General features: G+C 68.9%; 13 protein-coding genes. 6 read left to right on the top strand and 7 right to left on the bottom strand.

Annotation, left to right across the window (positions count from 1 at the left end):
- Window positions 1–135 precede the first annotated feature (135 nt).
- Both AC1EJR_RS00345 and fumC read left to right on the top strand, forming a co-directional pair.
- Window positions 136–486, top strand: a complete 351-nt coding sequence (locus AC1EJR_RS00345) for a four-helix bundle copper-binding protein (protein WP_092294152.1) — start codon at window positions 136–138, stop codon at window positions 484–486.
- 136 nt (window positions 487–622) lie between these two features.
- Window positions 623–2,038 carry a class II fumarate hydratase gene (fumC, locus tag AC1EJR_RS00340; protein WP_092294154.1) on the top strand — a complete coding sequence of 472 codons (1,416 nt, stop codon included), beginning with the start codon at window positions 623–625 and terminating at the stop codon, window positions 2,036–2,038.
- A gap of 19 nt (window positions 2,039–2,057) precedes the next feature.
- Here fumC and AC1EJR_RS00335 read toward each other — a convergent pair whose 3' ends face one another.
- The gene (locus tag AC1EJR_RS00335) at window positions 2,058–3,860 is read right to left on the bottom strand and encodes an OPT/YSL family transporter (RefSeq protein ID WP_477146785.1); all 1,803 of its coding nucleotides are present in this window, start codon (window positions 3,858–3,860) and stop codon (window positions 2,058–2,060) included.
- A gap of 173 nt (window positions 3,861–4,033) precedes the next feature.
- On the opposite strand from AC1EJR_RS00335, the gene abiEi reads away from it, so the two are divergent.
- The 3 genes from abiEi (at window position 4,034) to AC1EJR_RS00320 (ending at window position 6,592) form a co-directional block, all read left to right on the top strand.
- Window positions 4,034–4,594: a type IV toxin-antitoxin system AbiEi family antitoxin gene (abiEi, locus tag AC1EJR_RS00330; protein ID WP_092294158.1), complete on the top strand. Its 561-nt coding sequence runs from the start codon at window positions 4,034–4,036 to the stop codon at window positions 4,592–4,594.
- Complete coding sequence (locus tag AC1EJR_RS00325; RefSeq protein ID WP_092294160.1) at window positions 4,572–5,462, top strand: nucleotidyl transferase AbiEii/AbiGii toxin family protein; 891 nt, start codon at window positions 4,572–4,574, stop codon at window positions 5,460–5,462. The genes abiEi and AC1EJR_RS00325 overlap by 23 nt, the downstream gene beginning before the upstream one ends.
- A gap of 194 nt (window positions 5,463–5,656) precedes the next feature.
- Window positions 5,657–6,592 carry a 2-hydroxyacid dehydrogenase gene (locus tag AC1EJR_RS00320; protein ID WP_477105206.1) on the top strand — a complete coding sequence of 312 codons (936 nt, stop codon included), beginning with the start codon at window positions 5,657–5,659 and terminating at the stop codon, window positions 6,590–6,592.
- 12 nt (window positions 6,593–6,604) lie between these two features.
- Here AC1EJR_RS00320 and AC1EJR_RS00315 read toward each other — a convergent pair whose 3' ends face one another.
- The 5 genes from AC1EJR_RS00315 to zwf are packed head-to-tail and all read right to left on the bottom strand — an operon-like array spanning window position 6,605 to window position 11,890.
- Complete coding sequence (locus AC1EJR_RS00315) at window positions 6,605–7,945, bottom strand: sensor histidine kinase (protein WP_477146784.1); 1,341 nt, start codon at window positions 7,943–7,945, stop codon at window positions 6,605–6,607.
- Window positions 7,945–8,652 carry a response regulator gene (locus AC1EJR_RS00310; protein WP_441591195.1) on the bottom strand — a complete coding sequence of 236 codons (708 nt, stop codon included), beginning with the start codon at window positions 8,650–8,652 and terminating at the stop codon, window positions 7,945–7,947. Before AC1EJR_RS00310 ends, AC1EJR_RS00315 begins: the two co-directional genes overlap by 1 nt.
- 15 nt (window positions 8,653–8,667) lie before the next feature.
- Window positions 8,668–9,690: a glucokinase gene (locus AC1EJR_RS00305; RefSeq protein ID WP_441591194.1), complete on the bottom strand. Its 1,023-nt coding sequence runs from the start codon at window positions 9,688–9,690 to the stop codon at window positions 8,668–8,670.
- 36 nt (window positions 9,691–9,726) lie between these two features.
- Complete coding sequence (gene pgl / locus AC1EJR_RS00300; RefSeq protein WP_092294169.1) at window positions 9,727–10,407, bottom strand: 6-phosphogluconolactonase; 681 nt, start codon at window positions 10,405–10,407, stop codon at window positions 9,727–9,729.
- A 34-nt stretch (window positions 10,408–10,441) separates the two neighbouring features.
- Window positions 10,442–11,890: a glucose-6-phosphate dehydrogenase gene (zwf, locus tag AC1EJR_RS00295; RefSeq protein ID WP_092294171.1), complete on the bottom strand. Its 1,449-nt coding sequence runs from the start codon at window positions 11,888–11,890 to the stop codon at window positions 10,442–10,444.
- Window positions 11,891–12,255: 365 nt separating this feature from the next.
- Between zwf and edd the strand changes: the two genes are divergently transcribed.
- Entirely contained in the window at window positions 12,256–14,094 is a 1,839-nt protein-coding gene (gene edd / locus AC1EJR_RS00290; RefSeq protein ID WP_441591193.1) for a phosphogluconate dehydratase, read from the top strand.
- Here the strand turns inward: edd and AC1EJR_RS00285 are convergent.
- Complete coding sequence (locus tag AC1EJR_RS00285; RefSeq protein WP_092294175.1) at window positions 14,091–15,014, bottom strand: mechanosensitive ion channel family protein; 924 nt, start codon at window positions 15,012–15,014, stop codon at window positions 14,091–14,093. The two genes, edd and AC1EJR_RS00285, sit on opposite strands and share 4 nt — an antisense overlap.
- Window positions 15,015–15,181: the final 167 nt, after the last annotated feature.

Below are 15,181 nucleotides of genomic sequence, written 5' to 3'. Positions count from 1 at the left end.
CTATCCAACGCTGACGGCGCCGAACCTGAGGCGGCCATTGTAGACCACGCCACATTGCGGCAGGACGCCGAGGCGCCTGCTATTGTGGATAACGGTTGCTGGTTGTCGACCACCCACCCCCAAGGAGGACACCCGATGATTCGACCCACAGTGCGAGAGAATTTTGACCGGTATGCCGACTGTATCGCCGCCTGCAATGCCTGTGCGGCCGCCAGCCTGAAGTGCGCGGCCGCCTGCCTCGAGGAGCAAGACGCCCGGAAGATGACCCGCTGCATCGCCCTGGACATGGACTGCGCCGGCATCTGCACCCTCGCCGCCTCCTACATGCTGCGCAATAGCGAATTTGCTCCCCTCGTCTGTGAAGACTGCGCCGAAGTGTGTAAATGGTGCAAGGAAGAATGTGAACGACATGACCATTGGCACTGCCAGGAATGCGCCGCGGCGTGCCAGGCCTGCATGGAAATGTGCCTCAAGATGACCGCCTGACCCGCCGGCATCGACAGCAATCTCCACGGCAATCTAACCGCCTGACGGCGAAAGGGGCTTCAGCGCGAATGTGACGCGGGAAGGCTATGCTAGCAGTCCTGCCTGATCCTGCAGCCTTCCCTCAAGGAGTCCGTCCATGTCCGCCAAGCCCGCAAACCCCTCGTCAGCCACCCGCATCGAAAAAGACAGCCTCGGGGATGTGGCCGTGCCGGCCGATCATCTCTGGGGCGCCCAGACCGAGCGCTCCCGCCAGAATTTCCGCATCGGCACTGAGAAGATGCCCCCGGCGCTGATCGAGGCGTTCGCCGTGCTCAAGCTCTGCGCGGCCCGTGCGAATCGCGACCTGGGCGTGCTGAAGCCCGAGATTGCCGAAGCCATCGAGCAGGCCGCCGAGGAAGTCATCGCCGGCAAGTGGCCGGCCGAGTTCCCGCTCTCGGTCTGGCAGACCGGCTCGGGCACGCAGACCAACATGAACCTCAACGAGGTGATCTCCAACCGCGCCATCCAGCTGCTGGGCGGCGAGGTCGGCAGCAAGAAACCGGTTCACCCGAACGACCACGTCAACGCGAGCCAGTCGTCCAACGACAGCTTTCCCACGGCGATGCACATCGCCGCCACGCGCGCTATCCAGCAGACCCTGCTCCCCTCGCTCGAAAAACTGCAACAAACCTTCGCAAAGAAGGTGGAAGCGTTTGCCGACATCGTGAAGGTGGGCCGCACGCACCTGCAGGACGCGGTGCCGCTGACCCTCGGCCAGGAATTTTCCGGCTACATGACGCAGGTGGCGGACGCGCAATCGCGCCTGCAACAGGCCATGCTGCGCGCGATGCCGGTGGCGCAGGGCGGCACGGCCGTCGGCACCGGCCTGAACGCGCCCCCGGGATTCGCCGCCGCGTTTGCCCGCTCGCTGGCCGGCTACACCGGCCTGCCGTTCGAGCCCGCGGCGAACCGCTTCGCGCTCCAGGCCGCCCATGACGCGCTGGTCGATCTGTCGGGCGCGCTGAACACCACGGCGTCGTCGTTCCTGAAGATCGCGCGGGACTTTATGCTGCTCGGCTCAGGCCCGCGCGCCGGGTTTGCCGAACTGCAACTGCCGGCCAACGAACCCGGTTCGTCGATCATGCCCGGCAAGGTCAACCCGACCCAGGCCGAGGCCCTCGCCATGGTCTGCTGCCGCATCATCGGCAACCATACGACGGTGACGCTGGCCAACAGCCTCGGCACGCTCGAACTCAACGCCTACAAGCCGGTGATCGTCTATAGCCTGTTGCAGTCTGTGGTACTGCTGGCCGACGCAGCGTCGAGCTTCGCCGAACACATGGTGGAAGGCGTGGAGCCCGACCGCGCGCGCATCCAGGAACTGCTCGAACGCTCCCTGATGTCCGTGACCGCGCTGAACCCGCATATCGGCTACGACAAGGCCGCCGAAATCGCCAAGCTGGCCGTGAAGAAGAACCTGTCCCTGCGCGAAGCCGCCATCGCCTCCGGCCACGTCACCGAGGAACAGTTCGGCCAGTGGATCGACTTCAAGGGGATGACGAAGGAGGTGTGAGCGCCCGGCTCGAAGGCGGTCAGCCCACGACCGCCACCAACCCTGCCACGCCCAGCGCCAGCGCCGCCAAGGCATCGCCGGCGATCAGCCCGCCGCCCACCAGCGAGGTCGTGCTCATGTCCTCGGGCAGCGCGGCATCGCCGGCGGGCGCCGAGCGGTTTTTCGCCACGCTGTTCGCCACACTATTCACCACGCTGGCCAGCACCCCGCCCGCCGCCATCCACGCAGCGGCCGGCAGGTTCACGAAGCCCCCGAACGACGACGCGTACGGCGACGGCAGCACGGCGGCATCGAGCAGGAAATCGACGGTCTTGCCGGTGCCGCCGGACTGCGCGAAGCGCCGGTAGCGGGCCGATGCGCGGATCGTCTTGCGCGCGACCTCGGTCACCAGGCCGATACCCACCCCGATCCACACCGCCAGCCGCTGGTAGGGCCGGTCCTCGGTCATGCTGCGCAGCGCGCCGACGATCTTGTAGGTCATCGCGGAGGTCCAGCGCGCCGGCTGCTGATCGGCCGGCAGCAGGGTCTGGTCGAGCCGCAGCACCGGATACGCCTGCATGAACAGCCGCGCCAGCAGCACCGCCAGCACTGCGCCCACGACGATGCCGGCCACCTGATAGCCGAACTGCGTCATCCGGTTGGTGCCGAGCCGCCAGCCGGTGGAGCGGTCCTGCTGCATGTCGCACGCCTCGGCCGTGGAGACGAGCAGCACGGTCGCGGCGATCAGGCCGATATGGGGCTCGCGCAGCCCCACGGCGGCCATCAGGATCACCGTGAGCACGAAGGCCGACGAGATCGGATTGGAGTCCACCATGCCGACCGAGATGCCGTTGACCAGCGCGAACACCAGCACCAGCGCCACGGCCATCAGCTGGTAGCCCACCGGCTGGCCGAACCACACCGCGCCGGCCGCCACCACCGCCGCGCCCCAGACCACCACCCAGAGCCAGATCCAGCGCATCGGCAGGCCGCGTTGTTGGGAGGCGGGGGCCGGCGCCGGGTTGGCCGGCTGCCGCTCCCGCCAGGCCCGCACGAGCAGCATCGACACATCGATCAGCGCCGCGCCCATGATCATGCCCAGCGCGATCAGGAAGGTGATCTTGCGATAGGGGTCGCCCGGCGCCAGCCAGCCAATCGACACGAAATACGGCGTCAGCGCCCATCCCGCCAGCCCCCCGACCAGCGCCGCGATACCGATGCGCGCGCCGACGATCATCCCGGCGCCGAAGGTGGACGCGGACAGGTCGATGGCGCCCAGCCACGCCACGCGCGTGACCCCCACCCCGGCCACCGCCCCAAGCGCGATGCCGCCACCCAGCCGCGCCACCGAGCGCCGCAGCAGCACCGGATCGGTCAACGCGCGCAGGATGTTGGCCACGGCCAGCCCGGACGGGAACGTCAGCTGCATGCGGTCCACCAGCAAGGGCGTGTAGAGCATGCCCACACCCACGCCATACATGCCGATGCACAGCATGTAGCCGATCAGGTGCCAGAGCGGCGGCGCATCCATGCCCATCCAGCCCATCGCCTGKATCACCACGACCATCCCGCCCATCCCGGCCACGGACGCCGCCGCCGTCTGGATGTAGTTCGCCCCATGCCGCCCCGCCGCGCCATAGCCCGCCGTCACCGCCGAACCCAGAATGCCGGCCAGCACCTGCCCGCCAATAAAGAACCCGAGCGAGAAGTTCATATAGGCCGCCGCCACGCAGCCGAGCGGCCCAAGCACCAGCATCCCCGCCGCGCCAAGCAGGGCGTGGTATTGCCAGGTATCAGGGGCGGGCAGCCAGYGCCAGCGGGGAGTGGTGAGGAGGGTGGACATGAGATTCCGGACGTGAATGCTCCCAAGCATAGTGGCGCGGACGCCACCGTGCGGTGAAGGCATGGTATCTATACGAAAACCGCCTATTTATGTCCTGTTACTGTATAGATAAGCTGGGCACCCGCAGGATCTGCACATATAATGACCAAATCTGTCCATTTATCGTAGAGATAATGATCCTCAGTGCCTTGTTGGCCACCCTGGAGCATTGGGATCGCGCCGGCATCTGGAGCTTTTCGCTTCCCGTCCTCAGCCAGCTTTTTGGGGAGTCCGGCGACACGCTCAACAAGTCGCTGTCCCGTCACCAGCGCACCGGGATGATCGAGCGGATCGCCCGTGGGCTCTATATCAATCCGCGGGCACGCTCCCTGCCGCCCGACGTGCTCAGCGCCCTGCCGGCGTTCCTGCGCCCGTGGGACCTTAACTACCTGAGCCTCGAATCGGCGTTATCCGAGGCGGGATGGCTGTCGCAACTCCCTTCGCGGCTGACGCTGATGACGACAGGCCGCAGCCAGACGTTCCACACGCCGTACGGGACGCTCGAATTCACCCATACGGCGCGGCACATCGACACCCTGCGCGACGATCTCGTCTTCGATGCACGGCGCAAAATGTATGTCGCCAAGCCCGAACGCGCGCTGAAGGACCTGCGCCGCGCCGGGCGCAATGTCGATCTCGTGCAGATTCCCTCGCAGTCTCCCCATTCGGACCATGCCATTTCGCACCCGTACTGATCTCCTGGCACTGGCCGGCCGATACGCCACCGAGCGGCGCGTGCCGGCGGGCACGATCGCCAAGGAAATCCTCCACTACGAAATCCTCTACGCCCTGCTGCAGAGCGGCGCGGCCGCCGCGCTGACCTTCCAGGGCGGCACCGCGTTGCGGCTCTGCTATCAGGGCACGCGCTATTCCGAGGACCTGGACTTCGTTGCCGGACGCGCATTCGATCCTACTGTCATGGCGCCGTTCGAGGCCCTGCTCCGACGGGAAATTGCCAATGCCTACGGCCTGGAGGTGGAGATCCGCACGCCCGCGAAGGATGCGGCCCCGTCGGACGTTCACGTCGCGCGCTGGAGCGCACGCGTGCAGATGCCACAGGCCGACCGCAGCGTGCCGCAGGGTCAGGTCATCCATATCGAGGTTGCCAATGTGCCGGCGCACGATCCCGATCTGGTCGCGGTCAGCGCCAACTATCCGCACTTGCCGGAACCCCTCCGCCAGATGATCGTCACGGCGGAGACGCCGCGCGAAATCCTTGCCGACAAGATGGTGGCACTGGGCGCCCGCCCCTACATCAAGGCGCGCGACGTCTGGGACATCAAGTTCCTGACGGACCGCCAGCTCACGCCTGACATGGCGCTGATCGGCAGGAAGCTGATCGACTATGGCTGGACCGTGCCGTCGTACAAAGACCGTCTGCGCGAGCGGCTGGCGCTCCTGTCCCAACCCGAGACGGCCAAGGCGTTCCACGCGGAAATGACGCGATTCGTCGATGCGGGCGTGGCGAGCCAGATCGCCAATCCCGCGCTGGCCGCGCAGTTCCTGCGGCGTGCGGAAACCCTGGCCCAGAAGGTACTCGACGCCGATCTCGCGGTCGCCTGATCCGGCCCGGATGGGGCCAAAGCGTACCCGTTTCTGCGCAGGCGTTTCCGCCGCCTTCCGCCTCCCCCGCCCCCAAACCGTACCCATTTCTGCGCGCCCCGACCCTTGCGTGGTCAAGCATTGATCCGGCGTCGGGCATAGAATGTCGCGTCGGTCCGCCGGCATCCTCCATTCACTTCCCTCGCCGTTACGTCATGAAGCCCGCCCTGCTTGTCCTGATCCAGCTCGAACCCGCTCATCTTGAACTTGTCTCCGCCCAGTACGACGTCCGCTACGCGCCCACGGCCGAGGGCCGGGCGGCGGAGGTGGCGGCGCACGGCAAGACGTTCCGCGCCGTGTTGACCAATGGCACGGTCGGCCTGACTGCTGCCGAGATCGCGGCCATGCCGGCTGTGGAGGTGGTGTGCGCGCTGGGCGCCGGCTACGAGAACATCGACCTGGCCGCCTGCCGGGCGCGCGGGATTGCCGTAGGCAACGGCGCGGGCACCAACGACAGCTGCGTGGCCGATCACGCCATGGCGCTGCTGCTGGCCACCGTGCGCCGCGTGCCGGCGCTGGACCACGCCACGCGCGACGGCATCTGGCGCAACACGCTGCCGCTGCCGCCGAACTTCTCGGGCAAGCGGCTCGGCATCATCGGCCTCGGCACCATCGGGCGGCGCATTGCCCAGCGCGGCCAGGGCTTCGACCTCGAGATCGGCTATCACAACCGCCGGGTGCGCGAGGACGTGTCGTTCTCGTACTTTGCCGATGTGGGCGCGCTGGCCGAGTGGGCCGACTATCTGATCATCGCCACGCCGGGCGGCGCGGAGACGCGGCATCTGGTCGATACGCCGGTGCTGCGCGCGCTGGGGCCGCACGGCTACCTCGTCAATATCGCGCGGGGCAGCGTGGTGAACACGGCGGCGCTGGCCGATGCCTTGCGCGCCGGCGAGCTGGGCGGCGCCGGGCTCGATGTCTATGAGAGCGAGCCGCTGCCGCCCAAGGAATTGTTCGATTGCCCGAACGTGGTGCTGACCCCGCACATGGCCGGCTGGTCGCCGGAAGCGGTGCTGGCGTCGGTCAGCCAGTTCCTGGAGAACGCGCGCCGGCACTTCGCGGGCGAGCCGCTGTTCGCGCCTGTCGGCTAAGCACCGACAGGCTCAGGCCGCGACGGGGAAAGTCACGCGCACGCGCAGCCCCGGCGCGGCGTCTTCCAGCGCCACGCGGGCGCCGTGCGACTGGACGATCTCGGCCACGATGGCCAGCCCCAGCCCGCTGCCGCCCGTGGGCGCCTCCGGTACGCGGTAGAAACGGTCGAACACGCGCGCGCGTTCGTCGGCGGGAATGCCCGGGCCGTTGTCGCTGACCTGCAGTTCCACGCCGCCATCAGACAACCTCGCCACCCGCACATCGATCCGCCCGCCGGCCGGAATGTAGTGCAGGGCGTTGTCGATGAGATTGGTCAGCAGGATGCGCAKCGCGTCTGCATCGCCCCGCACCATGGCACCTTCGGCATCATCGGCCTCCAGCCCCAGATCGATATCGCGGTCGATGGCCGCCTGGGACATTTCCGCGATCACCCCCGCAGCCAGCGCGCGCAGGTCCACCGGCTCATGCGGCGGCGGTGCGGCGCCGGGCTCCTGCCGCGCCAGCGTCAGCAACTGCGCGACGAGGTGCGTCAGCCGCTCCAGCCCCTGCCGCAGCTGCGACACGGCTTCCTGCCGGGCCGGCGCGCTGTCGGCGCGCTCCACCAGTTGCGCCTGCAATTGCAGCGCCGCCAGCGGCGTGCGCAGCGCGTGGGCAGCGTCGGCCACGAAGGCGCGCTGGGTGTCGATGGCCTGCGCCAGCCGCGCCAGCAACTGGTTCAGCGCGTCGGAAAGCGGGGCGATTTCGTCCGGCATCTGGCGCAAGGCCAGCGGCGCCAGCGTGTTGGCGTCGCGCGCGCGCACCTCGGTGGCAATCTCGCGCAGCGGGCGCAAACCCCGTCCCACCGCCATCCAGATCAACCACGCCAGCAGCGGCAGCAGCAGCAACAGCGGGGCGACCGTGCGCAGCGCCATATGCGCGGCCAGCGTGCGGCGCGCGCTCATCGGCTGGGCGATCTGGACCACGGTCGGGCCCAGCTGCACGCTGTAGATGCGCCATTCGCCGGAATCCGTCAGCACGCTGGAGAAGCCGAGTTCCGCGCGTGGCGGGAGCACCGGGTGGGAGTGAGACAGGTAGAGACTGCGGCCCGTGCCGTCCCAGATGTGGATGACCACGTCCTCGTCCGCATGGAGCAGGTCCGCGCTGGCGCCGCTGCCATTGCCGCCGTCGAACGGCGGCGCCATCGGGCTCGGGAACTGGCTCGGCAACGCCGCCGCCACCTGCTTCATCTGGTAGTCGAACAGCGCGTTGGCCTCCTGCCGGGCCTGCGCGTAGATCAGCCCGGTGGCCACGGCGATGCCCGCCGCCAGCCCGGCGGCCAGCCACCACAACAACGTACGTTGGATCGAGCGCATCAGGACGGATGCTCCTCGTCGGCGCCGTCTTGCTTCGGCACCATGTAGCCCACGCCACGGATATTGCGGATCAGGGCGGCGCCGAACTTGCGGCGCAGCGCGTGGATATAGACCTCGACCGTGTTGCTGCCCACCTCGTCGTCCCAGCCGTAGAGGCGCTCCTGCAGTTGCGCCACCGACCAGACCTGCCCGGGGCGCGCCATCAGCGCGGAGAGCAGCGCGAACTCGCGCGCGGACAGCCGCACCGCCGTGCCGGCCTGCGTGGCCTCGCGCGTGGCGGGGTTGAGCACGATGTCGCCATAGCGCAGCAGCGGCTCGGCTCGGCCCTCAGCCCGGCGCGCCAGTGCGTGCATGCGCGCGGCCAGTTCCTGGAGGTCGAAGGGCTTGACGAGGTAGTCGTCCGCGCCGGCGTTGAGGCCGGCCACGCGGTCCGCCACGGCGTCGCGGGCGGTCAGGATCAGCACCGGTGTGCGCACGTTGCGGGCGCGCAGCGTCTTGAGCACGTCCAGGCCCGAGCGGCGCGGCAGGCCGAGGTCGAGTAGCACGAGATCGTAGCCGCCGTCGGCGCGGGGGCCGTGCTGGTCAGACGCGGCGTCGAGGCCGGCATCGCCATCGCGCACCCAATCGACGGTAAAGCCCTCCTGGCGCAGCGCCACCTTCACGCTTTCGCCAATCATGGCGTCATCTTCCACCAGCAGTACACGCATATCGGGATCAATCAGTCAGGGGTGGGCGGCGCCGGCATGGCGCATGTCGCCCTCCAGGCGGTCTGCCAGCGCGCGCGCCAGCCCGGGCAGCGCCGGGTAGGCGGCCGTGATCACGTAGACCGGGATGTCGGCCAGATAGGCGCCCATGCGACCCTTGGCGGCGAAGCGCGCGGCGAACGGCGAGGCCCGGAAGGCATCGACGAAACGCGGCACGATACCGCCGCCGAGGTAGACCCCGCCGCGCGCACCGAGCACCAGCGCGACATCGCCCGCCACCGAGCCGAGCAGGCCGCAGAACGCCGCGAAGGCGCGCTGGCACAGCGGGTCGCCGGTCTTGATCGCACCATCCGTGACCTCGGCCGGCGTCAGTGGCTGGGCCAGGGGCGTACCCGTTTCTGCGACCAGCGCGGCATGGATCTGGGACAGGCCCATGCCCGACAGCATCCGCTCCGCCGAGACCCGGCCCAGATGCTGATGGGCGTAGCGCCAGGCGGTCCACTCGTCGTCGGTGTCCGGCATGATTTCGATATGGCCGCCCTCGCCGGCCAGCGCCACCGCGCCGCCGCCGGGCGCGGGAACCAGTCCCGAGACGCCCAGCCCCGTGCCCGGCCCCAGCAGCGCGCGTGGCGCCGTGGGCACCGCCGTGCCGTCGCGCACCAGCGCGAGGTCCTCGGCGGGCAAGTAGGGTAGCCCCAGCGCCAGCGCGGTGAAATCGTTGATGGCGACCAGCGTGTCGAAGTTGAGTGCGCGGCGCGTGGCGTCGATCGAGAACGCCCAGTTGTGGTTGGTCAGCTTGACGTGGTCGCCGGTCACCGGATTGGCCAGACCGATGGCCGCATGGCGCGGGCGCGGCAGGTCGTGCAGGCCGCGCAGGTACTGCTGCATGGCGGCTTCGAGCGACGGAAAATCCGCCACCTTCAGCGCGGTGACCGCACCAATTCGCAGCGGCGCCGTCTCCAGCGCCATCCGCACGTTGGTGCCGCCCACGTCGGCCAGCAGGCGGGGAAACGAGTCGGCTTGCGAATCAGGAGGAGGCATCGGGACCCTTTGTCGAAAACGAACGTTGGCGGGCGATCAGGTGCGGAACACATCCACGCCATGGCGGTGCCGCGCCAGCACCAGGCTCACCGGCAGCGCCGGCGTGGGCGCCTGGAGCGCGCGGGCCAGCACCTCGGCCTTCTTCTCGCCCGTGATGGCCAGGAAGGTGCGTTCGGCGGCCAGCAGCGCGGCGAGGTTCAGCGTCACGCGGGCGTGGTTCGCGCTGGTCGGATGGGTGACGAGGAAACCGGGCTTTGGCTCGGACAGCGCGGTCTGCAGCTCGGGCGCCTCCGGGAACAGCGACGCCGTGTGCCCATCCTCGCCCATGCCCAGCACCACCACGTCCGGCTGCTGGAAGCGTTCGTTGAGCCGCGCCACGGCGCGCTCCGGCTGAGACGCCTCGGCGGCATCCTCCACCAGCGGCACCCAGGCCGCCACGCCCGCGGCCTCGCGCAGCAGGTTGTGGCGCACCAGCGCGCCGTTGCTGTCGGGATGGTCCGGCGGCACCGCGCGCTCATCCACCAGCGTCACGGTCACGGCGTCCCAGCGGATGGGCCGATAGCGCAATCGCTCGAACATCGGCACCGGCGAGCGCCCGCCGGACACCGCCAGCACCGCCCAGCCTTTGGCCTGGATCACCAGATCCAGCGCATGGCCGATCGAGAGGGCCAGCGATTCGGCCTGATCCATCACGGAGGCATGTTCGTACTGGCGCATGATCGGTCCCTTTTATATATAGACAGGCGGTGGGTCAGACTTCCTCGTGCCAGAGCGCTTTGTCGCGCGACATCAGCGCCGACGACGCCGCAGGCCCCCAGGTGCCGGCGGTATACGACTTGGGCGGCACGGTGCTGTCGGCCCAGGTGTCGATGATCGGCTCCACCCAGCGCCACGCCTGCACCTGCTCGTCACGACGCACGAACAGGCCCAGCCGGCCGCGGATCACGTCCAGCAGCAGGCGCTCGTAGGCGCCGGCGCGGCGCACCTTGAACGAGTTGGCGAAGTCCAGGTCGAGCGAGGTGGGGGTCAGTTCGAGGGTATCGCCCGGCTGCTTGACCAGGAAATACAGCTTGATGCTTTCCTCGGGCTGGAGCTGGATCACCAGCCGGTTCTGCGGCGACAGCGTCAGCGGCTTGGGGAAGATGGCGTGCGGCACATCGCGGAAGTGGATCACGATCTCGGCCACGCGTGACTGCATGCGCTTGCCGGTGCGCAGGTAGAACGGCACGCCCTCCCATCGCCAGTTGGCAATCTCGGCCTTGATGGCGACGAAGGTCTCGGTGCGGCTGTCCGGGGCGATGCCCGGCTCGTCGATATAGCCCGGCACCGGCTTGCCGCCGACCGCACCGGCGCGGTACTGGCCGCGCACGGTCTTCTCGGCCACGTCCTGCGGCTGGATCGGCCGCAGCGCCTTGAGGATCTTGATCTTCTCGTCGCGGATGGCGTCTTCCGACAGGCTCGCCGGCGGCTCCATCGCCACCATGCACAGCAGTTGCAGCAGGTGGTTCTGCACCATGTCGCGCAGTGCGCCGGTGCGGTCGTAGAAGTCGCCGCGCGACTCCACGCCCAGTTCCTCGGCGATGGTGATCTGCACGTCCTGCACCCATTCGCGGCGCCACAGCGGCTCGAACAGCGCGTTGCCGAAGCGGATCGCCATCAGGTTCTGGACMGATTCCTTGCCCAGGTAATGGTCGATCCGATAGATCTGGTCTTCGGCGAAATACTTCGCCACGGAGGAATTGATGGCCTCGGACGAGTCCAGGTCGTGCCCCAGCGGCTTCTCCAGCACCACGCGCACGTTGGGCGTGTTCAGGCCGGTGCGGCCCAGCTGCTCGCAGATCGGCACGAAGATATGGGGGGCAGTGGCCAGGTAGCAGACCACCACCTCGGGCTTGCGGGCCAGCACCTTCTCGGCGAGGGCGTCGAAGTGGGCGGGCTCGCGCGCGTCGGCCTGGACGTAGCAGATGCGTTGCAGGAACGAGGCCCAGGCGTCGGGCGGCGCGTGCTCCAGCGCGGGCCGCACGGTGTCTTCCAGCGTGGCGATGTACTGCTCGGTGGTCTGGGCGTGGCTGCCCGTGGCGAGGATGCGCGCGGACGGATGCAGCACGCCGCAGCGGTGGGCGTCGAAGAGGGCCGGCAGCAGCTTGCGCCGCGCCAGGTCACCGGTGCCGCCGAACAGCACCATGTCGAAATCGGGCATGCTCACCCTGGGCTCCTTGCGGGGGGAAGTGGGCGCCCCGGCCTCTACTGAGTGCCGGCGAGGGGCGGATAAGTTCCGGCCATGTTACGTCACTCGCCCGGGATTGGGCAGTGGGCGGGGCGGATTCGGCCGGCGGGCGGACCCCGAGCGTACCCGTTTCTGCGTAGCGTCGCGGACGGCACACGGGGGTCGCACCGGGGTTCACACCGTTGTCACAGGCCGGCGCGGAACATCCGGGCGTGTGAGCGATCCGACCTGTATCCGCTCACTTCGCGCCCCAGCCGCCCCGGGGCGCATCCGGCCGATTTGGACTACGCTGATGGAGCGCCGCACGAAGCGCCCCACGCCTCACAGGAGAACACTCCATGCCACGCCACCCTGTCCTGGAGCGGGTTACGGCCCGCATCGTGACCCGCAGCCACGCCACGCGCCAGGCTTACCTCGACCGCACCCGCGCCATGGCCGGGCAGAAGGTCGAGCGCGCCAACCTGTCCTGCACCAACCTCGCCCACGGCGTGGCCGCCATGCCGGACGACGCCAAGATCCGCCTCAAGGCGCAGGAGCGCCCCAACCTGGCCATCGTCTCGGCCTATAACGACATGCTGTCCGCCCACCAGCCGCTGGAAGCGTTCCCGCGCTGGATCAAGGAGGCCGCGCTGGCCGCCGGCGGCACGGCGCAGTTCGCCGGGGGCACCCCGGCCATGTGCGATGGCGTGACGCAGGGCCAGGACGGCATGGACCTGTCGCTGTTCTCGCGCGACGTGATCGCCATGGCCACCGCCGTGGCGCTGTCCCACCAGATGTTCGACGGCGTGCTGTACCTGGGCGTCTGCGACAAGATCGTGCCCGGCCTGGTGATGGGCGCGCTGTCCTTCGGCCACCTGCCGGCCGTGTTCGTGCCGGGCGGGCCGATGACCACCGGCATCGGCAACGAGGAGAAGGCGCACATCCGCCAGCTCTACGCGGAAGGCAAGATCGGGCGCGTGGAGCTGCTGGAAGCCGAGACCCGGTCCTACCACGGCCCGGGCACCTGCACCTTCTACGGCACCGCCAACTCGAACCAGATGCTGATGGAGATCATGGGCCTGCACCTGCCGGGCACCGCCTTCATCAACCCCGGCACGCCGCTGCGCGAGGCGCTGACGCGCCATGCGGCCACCCACGCGCTGACGCTGGTGCATGGCGGCGAGCGCTACACCCCGGTGGCCGATGTGCTMGACGAACGCGCATTCGTCAACGGCATCGTCGGGCTGGTGGCCACGGGCGGGTCCACCAATCACACGCTGCACCTGATCGCCATGGCGCGCGTGGCTGGCATCCAGCTGACCTGGGACGACTTCGATGAACTCTCCGCCGTGGTGCCGCTGCTGGCGCGCGTCTACCCGAACGGCAAGGCCGATGTGAACCAGTTCCAGGCGGCCGGCGGGCTGGCAGTGGTGATTCGCGGCCTGCTGACGCTGGGGCTGCTGCACGACGACGTGACCACCATCGCCGGCAAGGGGCTGGCCGACTACACGCGCGAGCCGGTGCTGCGCGACGGCAAGCTGACCTGGATCGACGGCCCCACGGCCTCGCTCGACGACACCATCGTGCGCCTGCCCGACCAGCCGTTCGCGCCCGATGGCGGGATCAAGCTGCTCGACGGCAATCTCGGGCGATGTGTTATCAAGACATCCGCCGTGAAACCCGAACATCAGGTGGTGGAGGCGCCGGCCATCGTCTTCGAACGGCAGGATGACCTGCTGGACGCCTTCAAGCGCGGCGAACTCGAGCGCGATTTCGTGGCGGTGCTGCCGTGGCAGGGGCCGGCGTCGTGCGGCATGCCCGAACTGCACAAGCTCACGCCTACGCTGACGCTGCTGCAGGACCGTGGCTTCCACGTGGCGCTGGTGACGGATGGGCGGATGTCGGGGGCGTCGGGCAAGGTGCCGGCGGCCATCCACGTCTGCCCGGAGGCGCTGCTGGGCGGGGCCCTCGGCAAGGTGCGCACCGGCGACATCGTGCGTGTGGACGCGCCAGCCGGCGTGCTGACCGTAAAGCTGGCCGATGCCGACCTGGCGGCGCGCGAGGCGGATCGGCCTGATCTCTCGCGCAACCGGCACGGCGTGGGGCGCGACCTGTTCGGCGGCTTCCGCGCCCATGTGAGCACGGCCGAGACCGGCGCGTGCTCGCTGTTCGCGGACGAAGGGGTGGAGCCGCGCTAGTTCGGCCGGCGCGGCGGGGTGCGGCGGGCGTCGTAGCGGTCCGCCTTGCCGTCGCCGTCGGCCCCGTCTGCCAGCGCCTCCTCATCCATCTCCGGCACGTGGACTTCCTGCACCGGCACGGCGATCCGGCAGCCGGCGGCTTCCAGCGTGGGCTTCAGCTTGCTGAAGAAGCCGAACTGCACGTTCCAGAAATCGTCATTCGAGGTCCAGTAGCGCGCGTTCAGCGCGATGCCCCGGTCGGTGTACTTCGTCACCATGACCTCGGGCCTGGGCTCGGCCAGCAGCCGCGGCTCCTTGGCCAGCATGGCCTTGAGGGCATCCAGCCCAGCCTGCACGGGGCTGTCGAAGGTCACGGCGATCTCGATATCCATGCGCCGCGTGACGTTCTCGCTGTAGTTCATGATCGAACTGCCCCAGAGCTTGCCGTTGGGCACGCGCAGGCAGACCCCGTCGAAAGTCGTCAGCTCGGTCATGAACAGCCCGGTCTCGCGCACGGTGCCGGCCACACCCTGGGCGTCGATGTACTGGCCGACGCGGAACGGGCGCAGCAGCACCAGCATGATCCCGGCGGCGATGTTCTGGAGCGTGCCCTGCAGCGCCAGGCCGATGGCCAGGCCGGCGGCGCCGAGCATGGCGATGATGCTCGCGGTCTGCACGCCGAACTGCGACAGCACAAGCACCACGGTCAGCACCCGCACCACCCACTGGGCCACGCTCGCCAGCATCGGCCGCAGTGTGTCGTCCACATGGGTGTGATGGAGGCCCTGCCTGACGGCCCGCGCGGCGCGGCCGGAGAGCCACCAGCCGGCAAGCAGGATGGCCAGCGCGGCGAGGCAGTTCAGCCCCTGACTGACCGCGAACTGGGTGAGATAGGCCCAGGTGGCCTGGACTTTGTCGGCGTCGATATACGGCAATTCCATGCGTTCGCTCCTCAGTGCAACCCGGGCCGACTTGCGAAGGACGTGCCAGCCAGCCCGCCGGGCAATCCCAAAGCGTACCCGTTTCTGCGTGGGCCGTTGCCACGCAATGGCTCACGGCGGCCCGCACGGCGCGCCGCTTACATCACAGTCGGGGGAGAAAAGGCAGA

Source organism: Cupriavidus sp. 05T42 (assembly GCF_056396345.1).
This window is presented reverse-complemented; position numbering and strand designations above follow the sequence as displayed.

Bases quoted from the DNA above. Each gene is read 5' to 3' on its own strand.
- AC1EJR_RS00320 (WP_477105206.1), top strand. From the start codon at position 5,657: ATGAAGCCCGCCCTGCTTGTCCTGATCCAGCTCGAACCCGCTCATCTT.
- fumC (WP_092294154.1), top strand. From the start codon at position 623: ATGTCCGCCAAGCCCGCAAACCCCTCGTCAGCCACCCGCATCGAAAAA.
- AC1EJR_RS00305 (WP_441591194.1), bottom strand. From the start codon at position 9,690: ATGCCTCCTCCTGATTCGCAAGCCGACTCGTTTCCCCGCCTGCTGGCC.
- AC1EJR_RS00345 (WP_092294152.1), top strand. From the start codon at position 136: ATGATTCGACCCACAGTGCGAGAGAATTTTGACCGGTATGCCGACTGT.
- pgl (WP_092294169.1), bottom strand. From the start codon at position 10,407: ATGCGCCAGTACGAACATGCCTCCGTGATGGATCAGGCCGAATCGCTG.
- abiEi (WP_092294158.1), top strand. From the start codon at position 4,034: ATGATCCTCAGTGCCTTGTTGGCCACCCTGGAGCATTGGGATCGCGCC.
- AC1EJR_RS00285 (WP_092294175.1), bottom strand. From the start codon at position 15,014: ATGGAATTGCCGTATATCGACGCCGACAAAGTCCAGGCCACCTGGGCC.
- AC1EJR_RS00325 (WP_092294160.1), top strand. From the start codon at position 4,572: ATGCCATTTCGCACCCGTACTGATCTCCTGGCACTGGCCGGCCGATAC.
- AC1EJR_RS00310 (WP_441591195.1), bottom strand. From the start codon at position 8,652: ATGCGTGTACTGCTGGTGGAAGATGACGCCATGATTGGCGAAAGCGTG.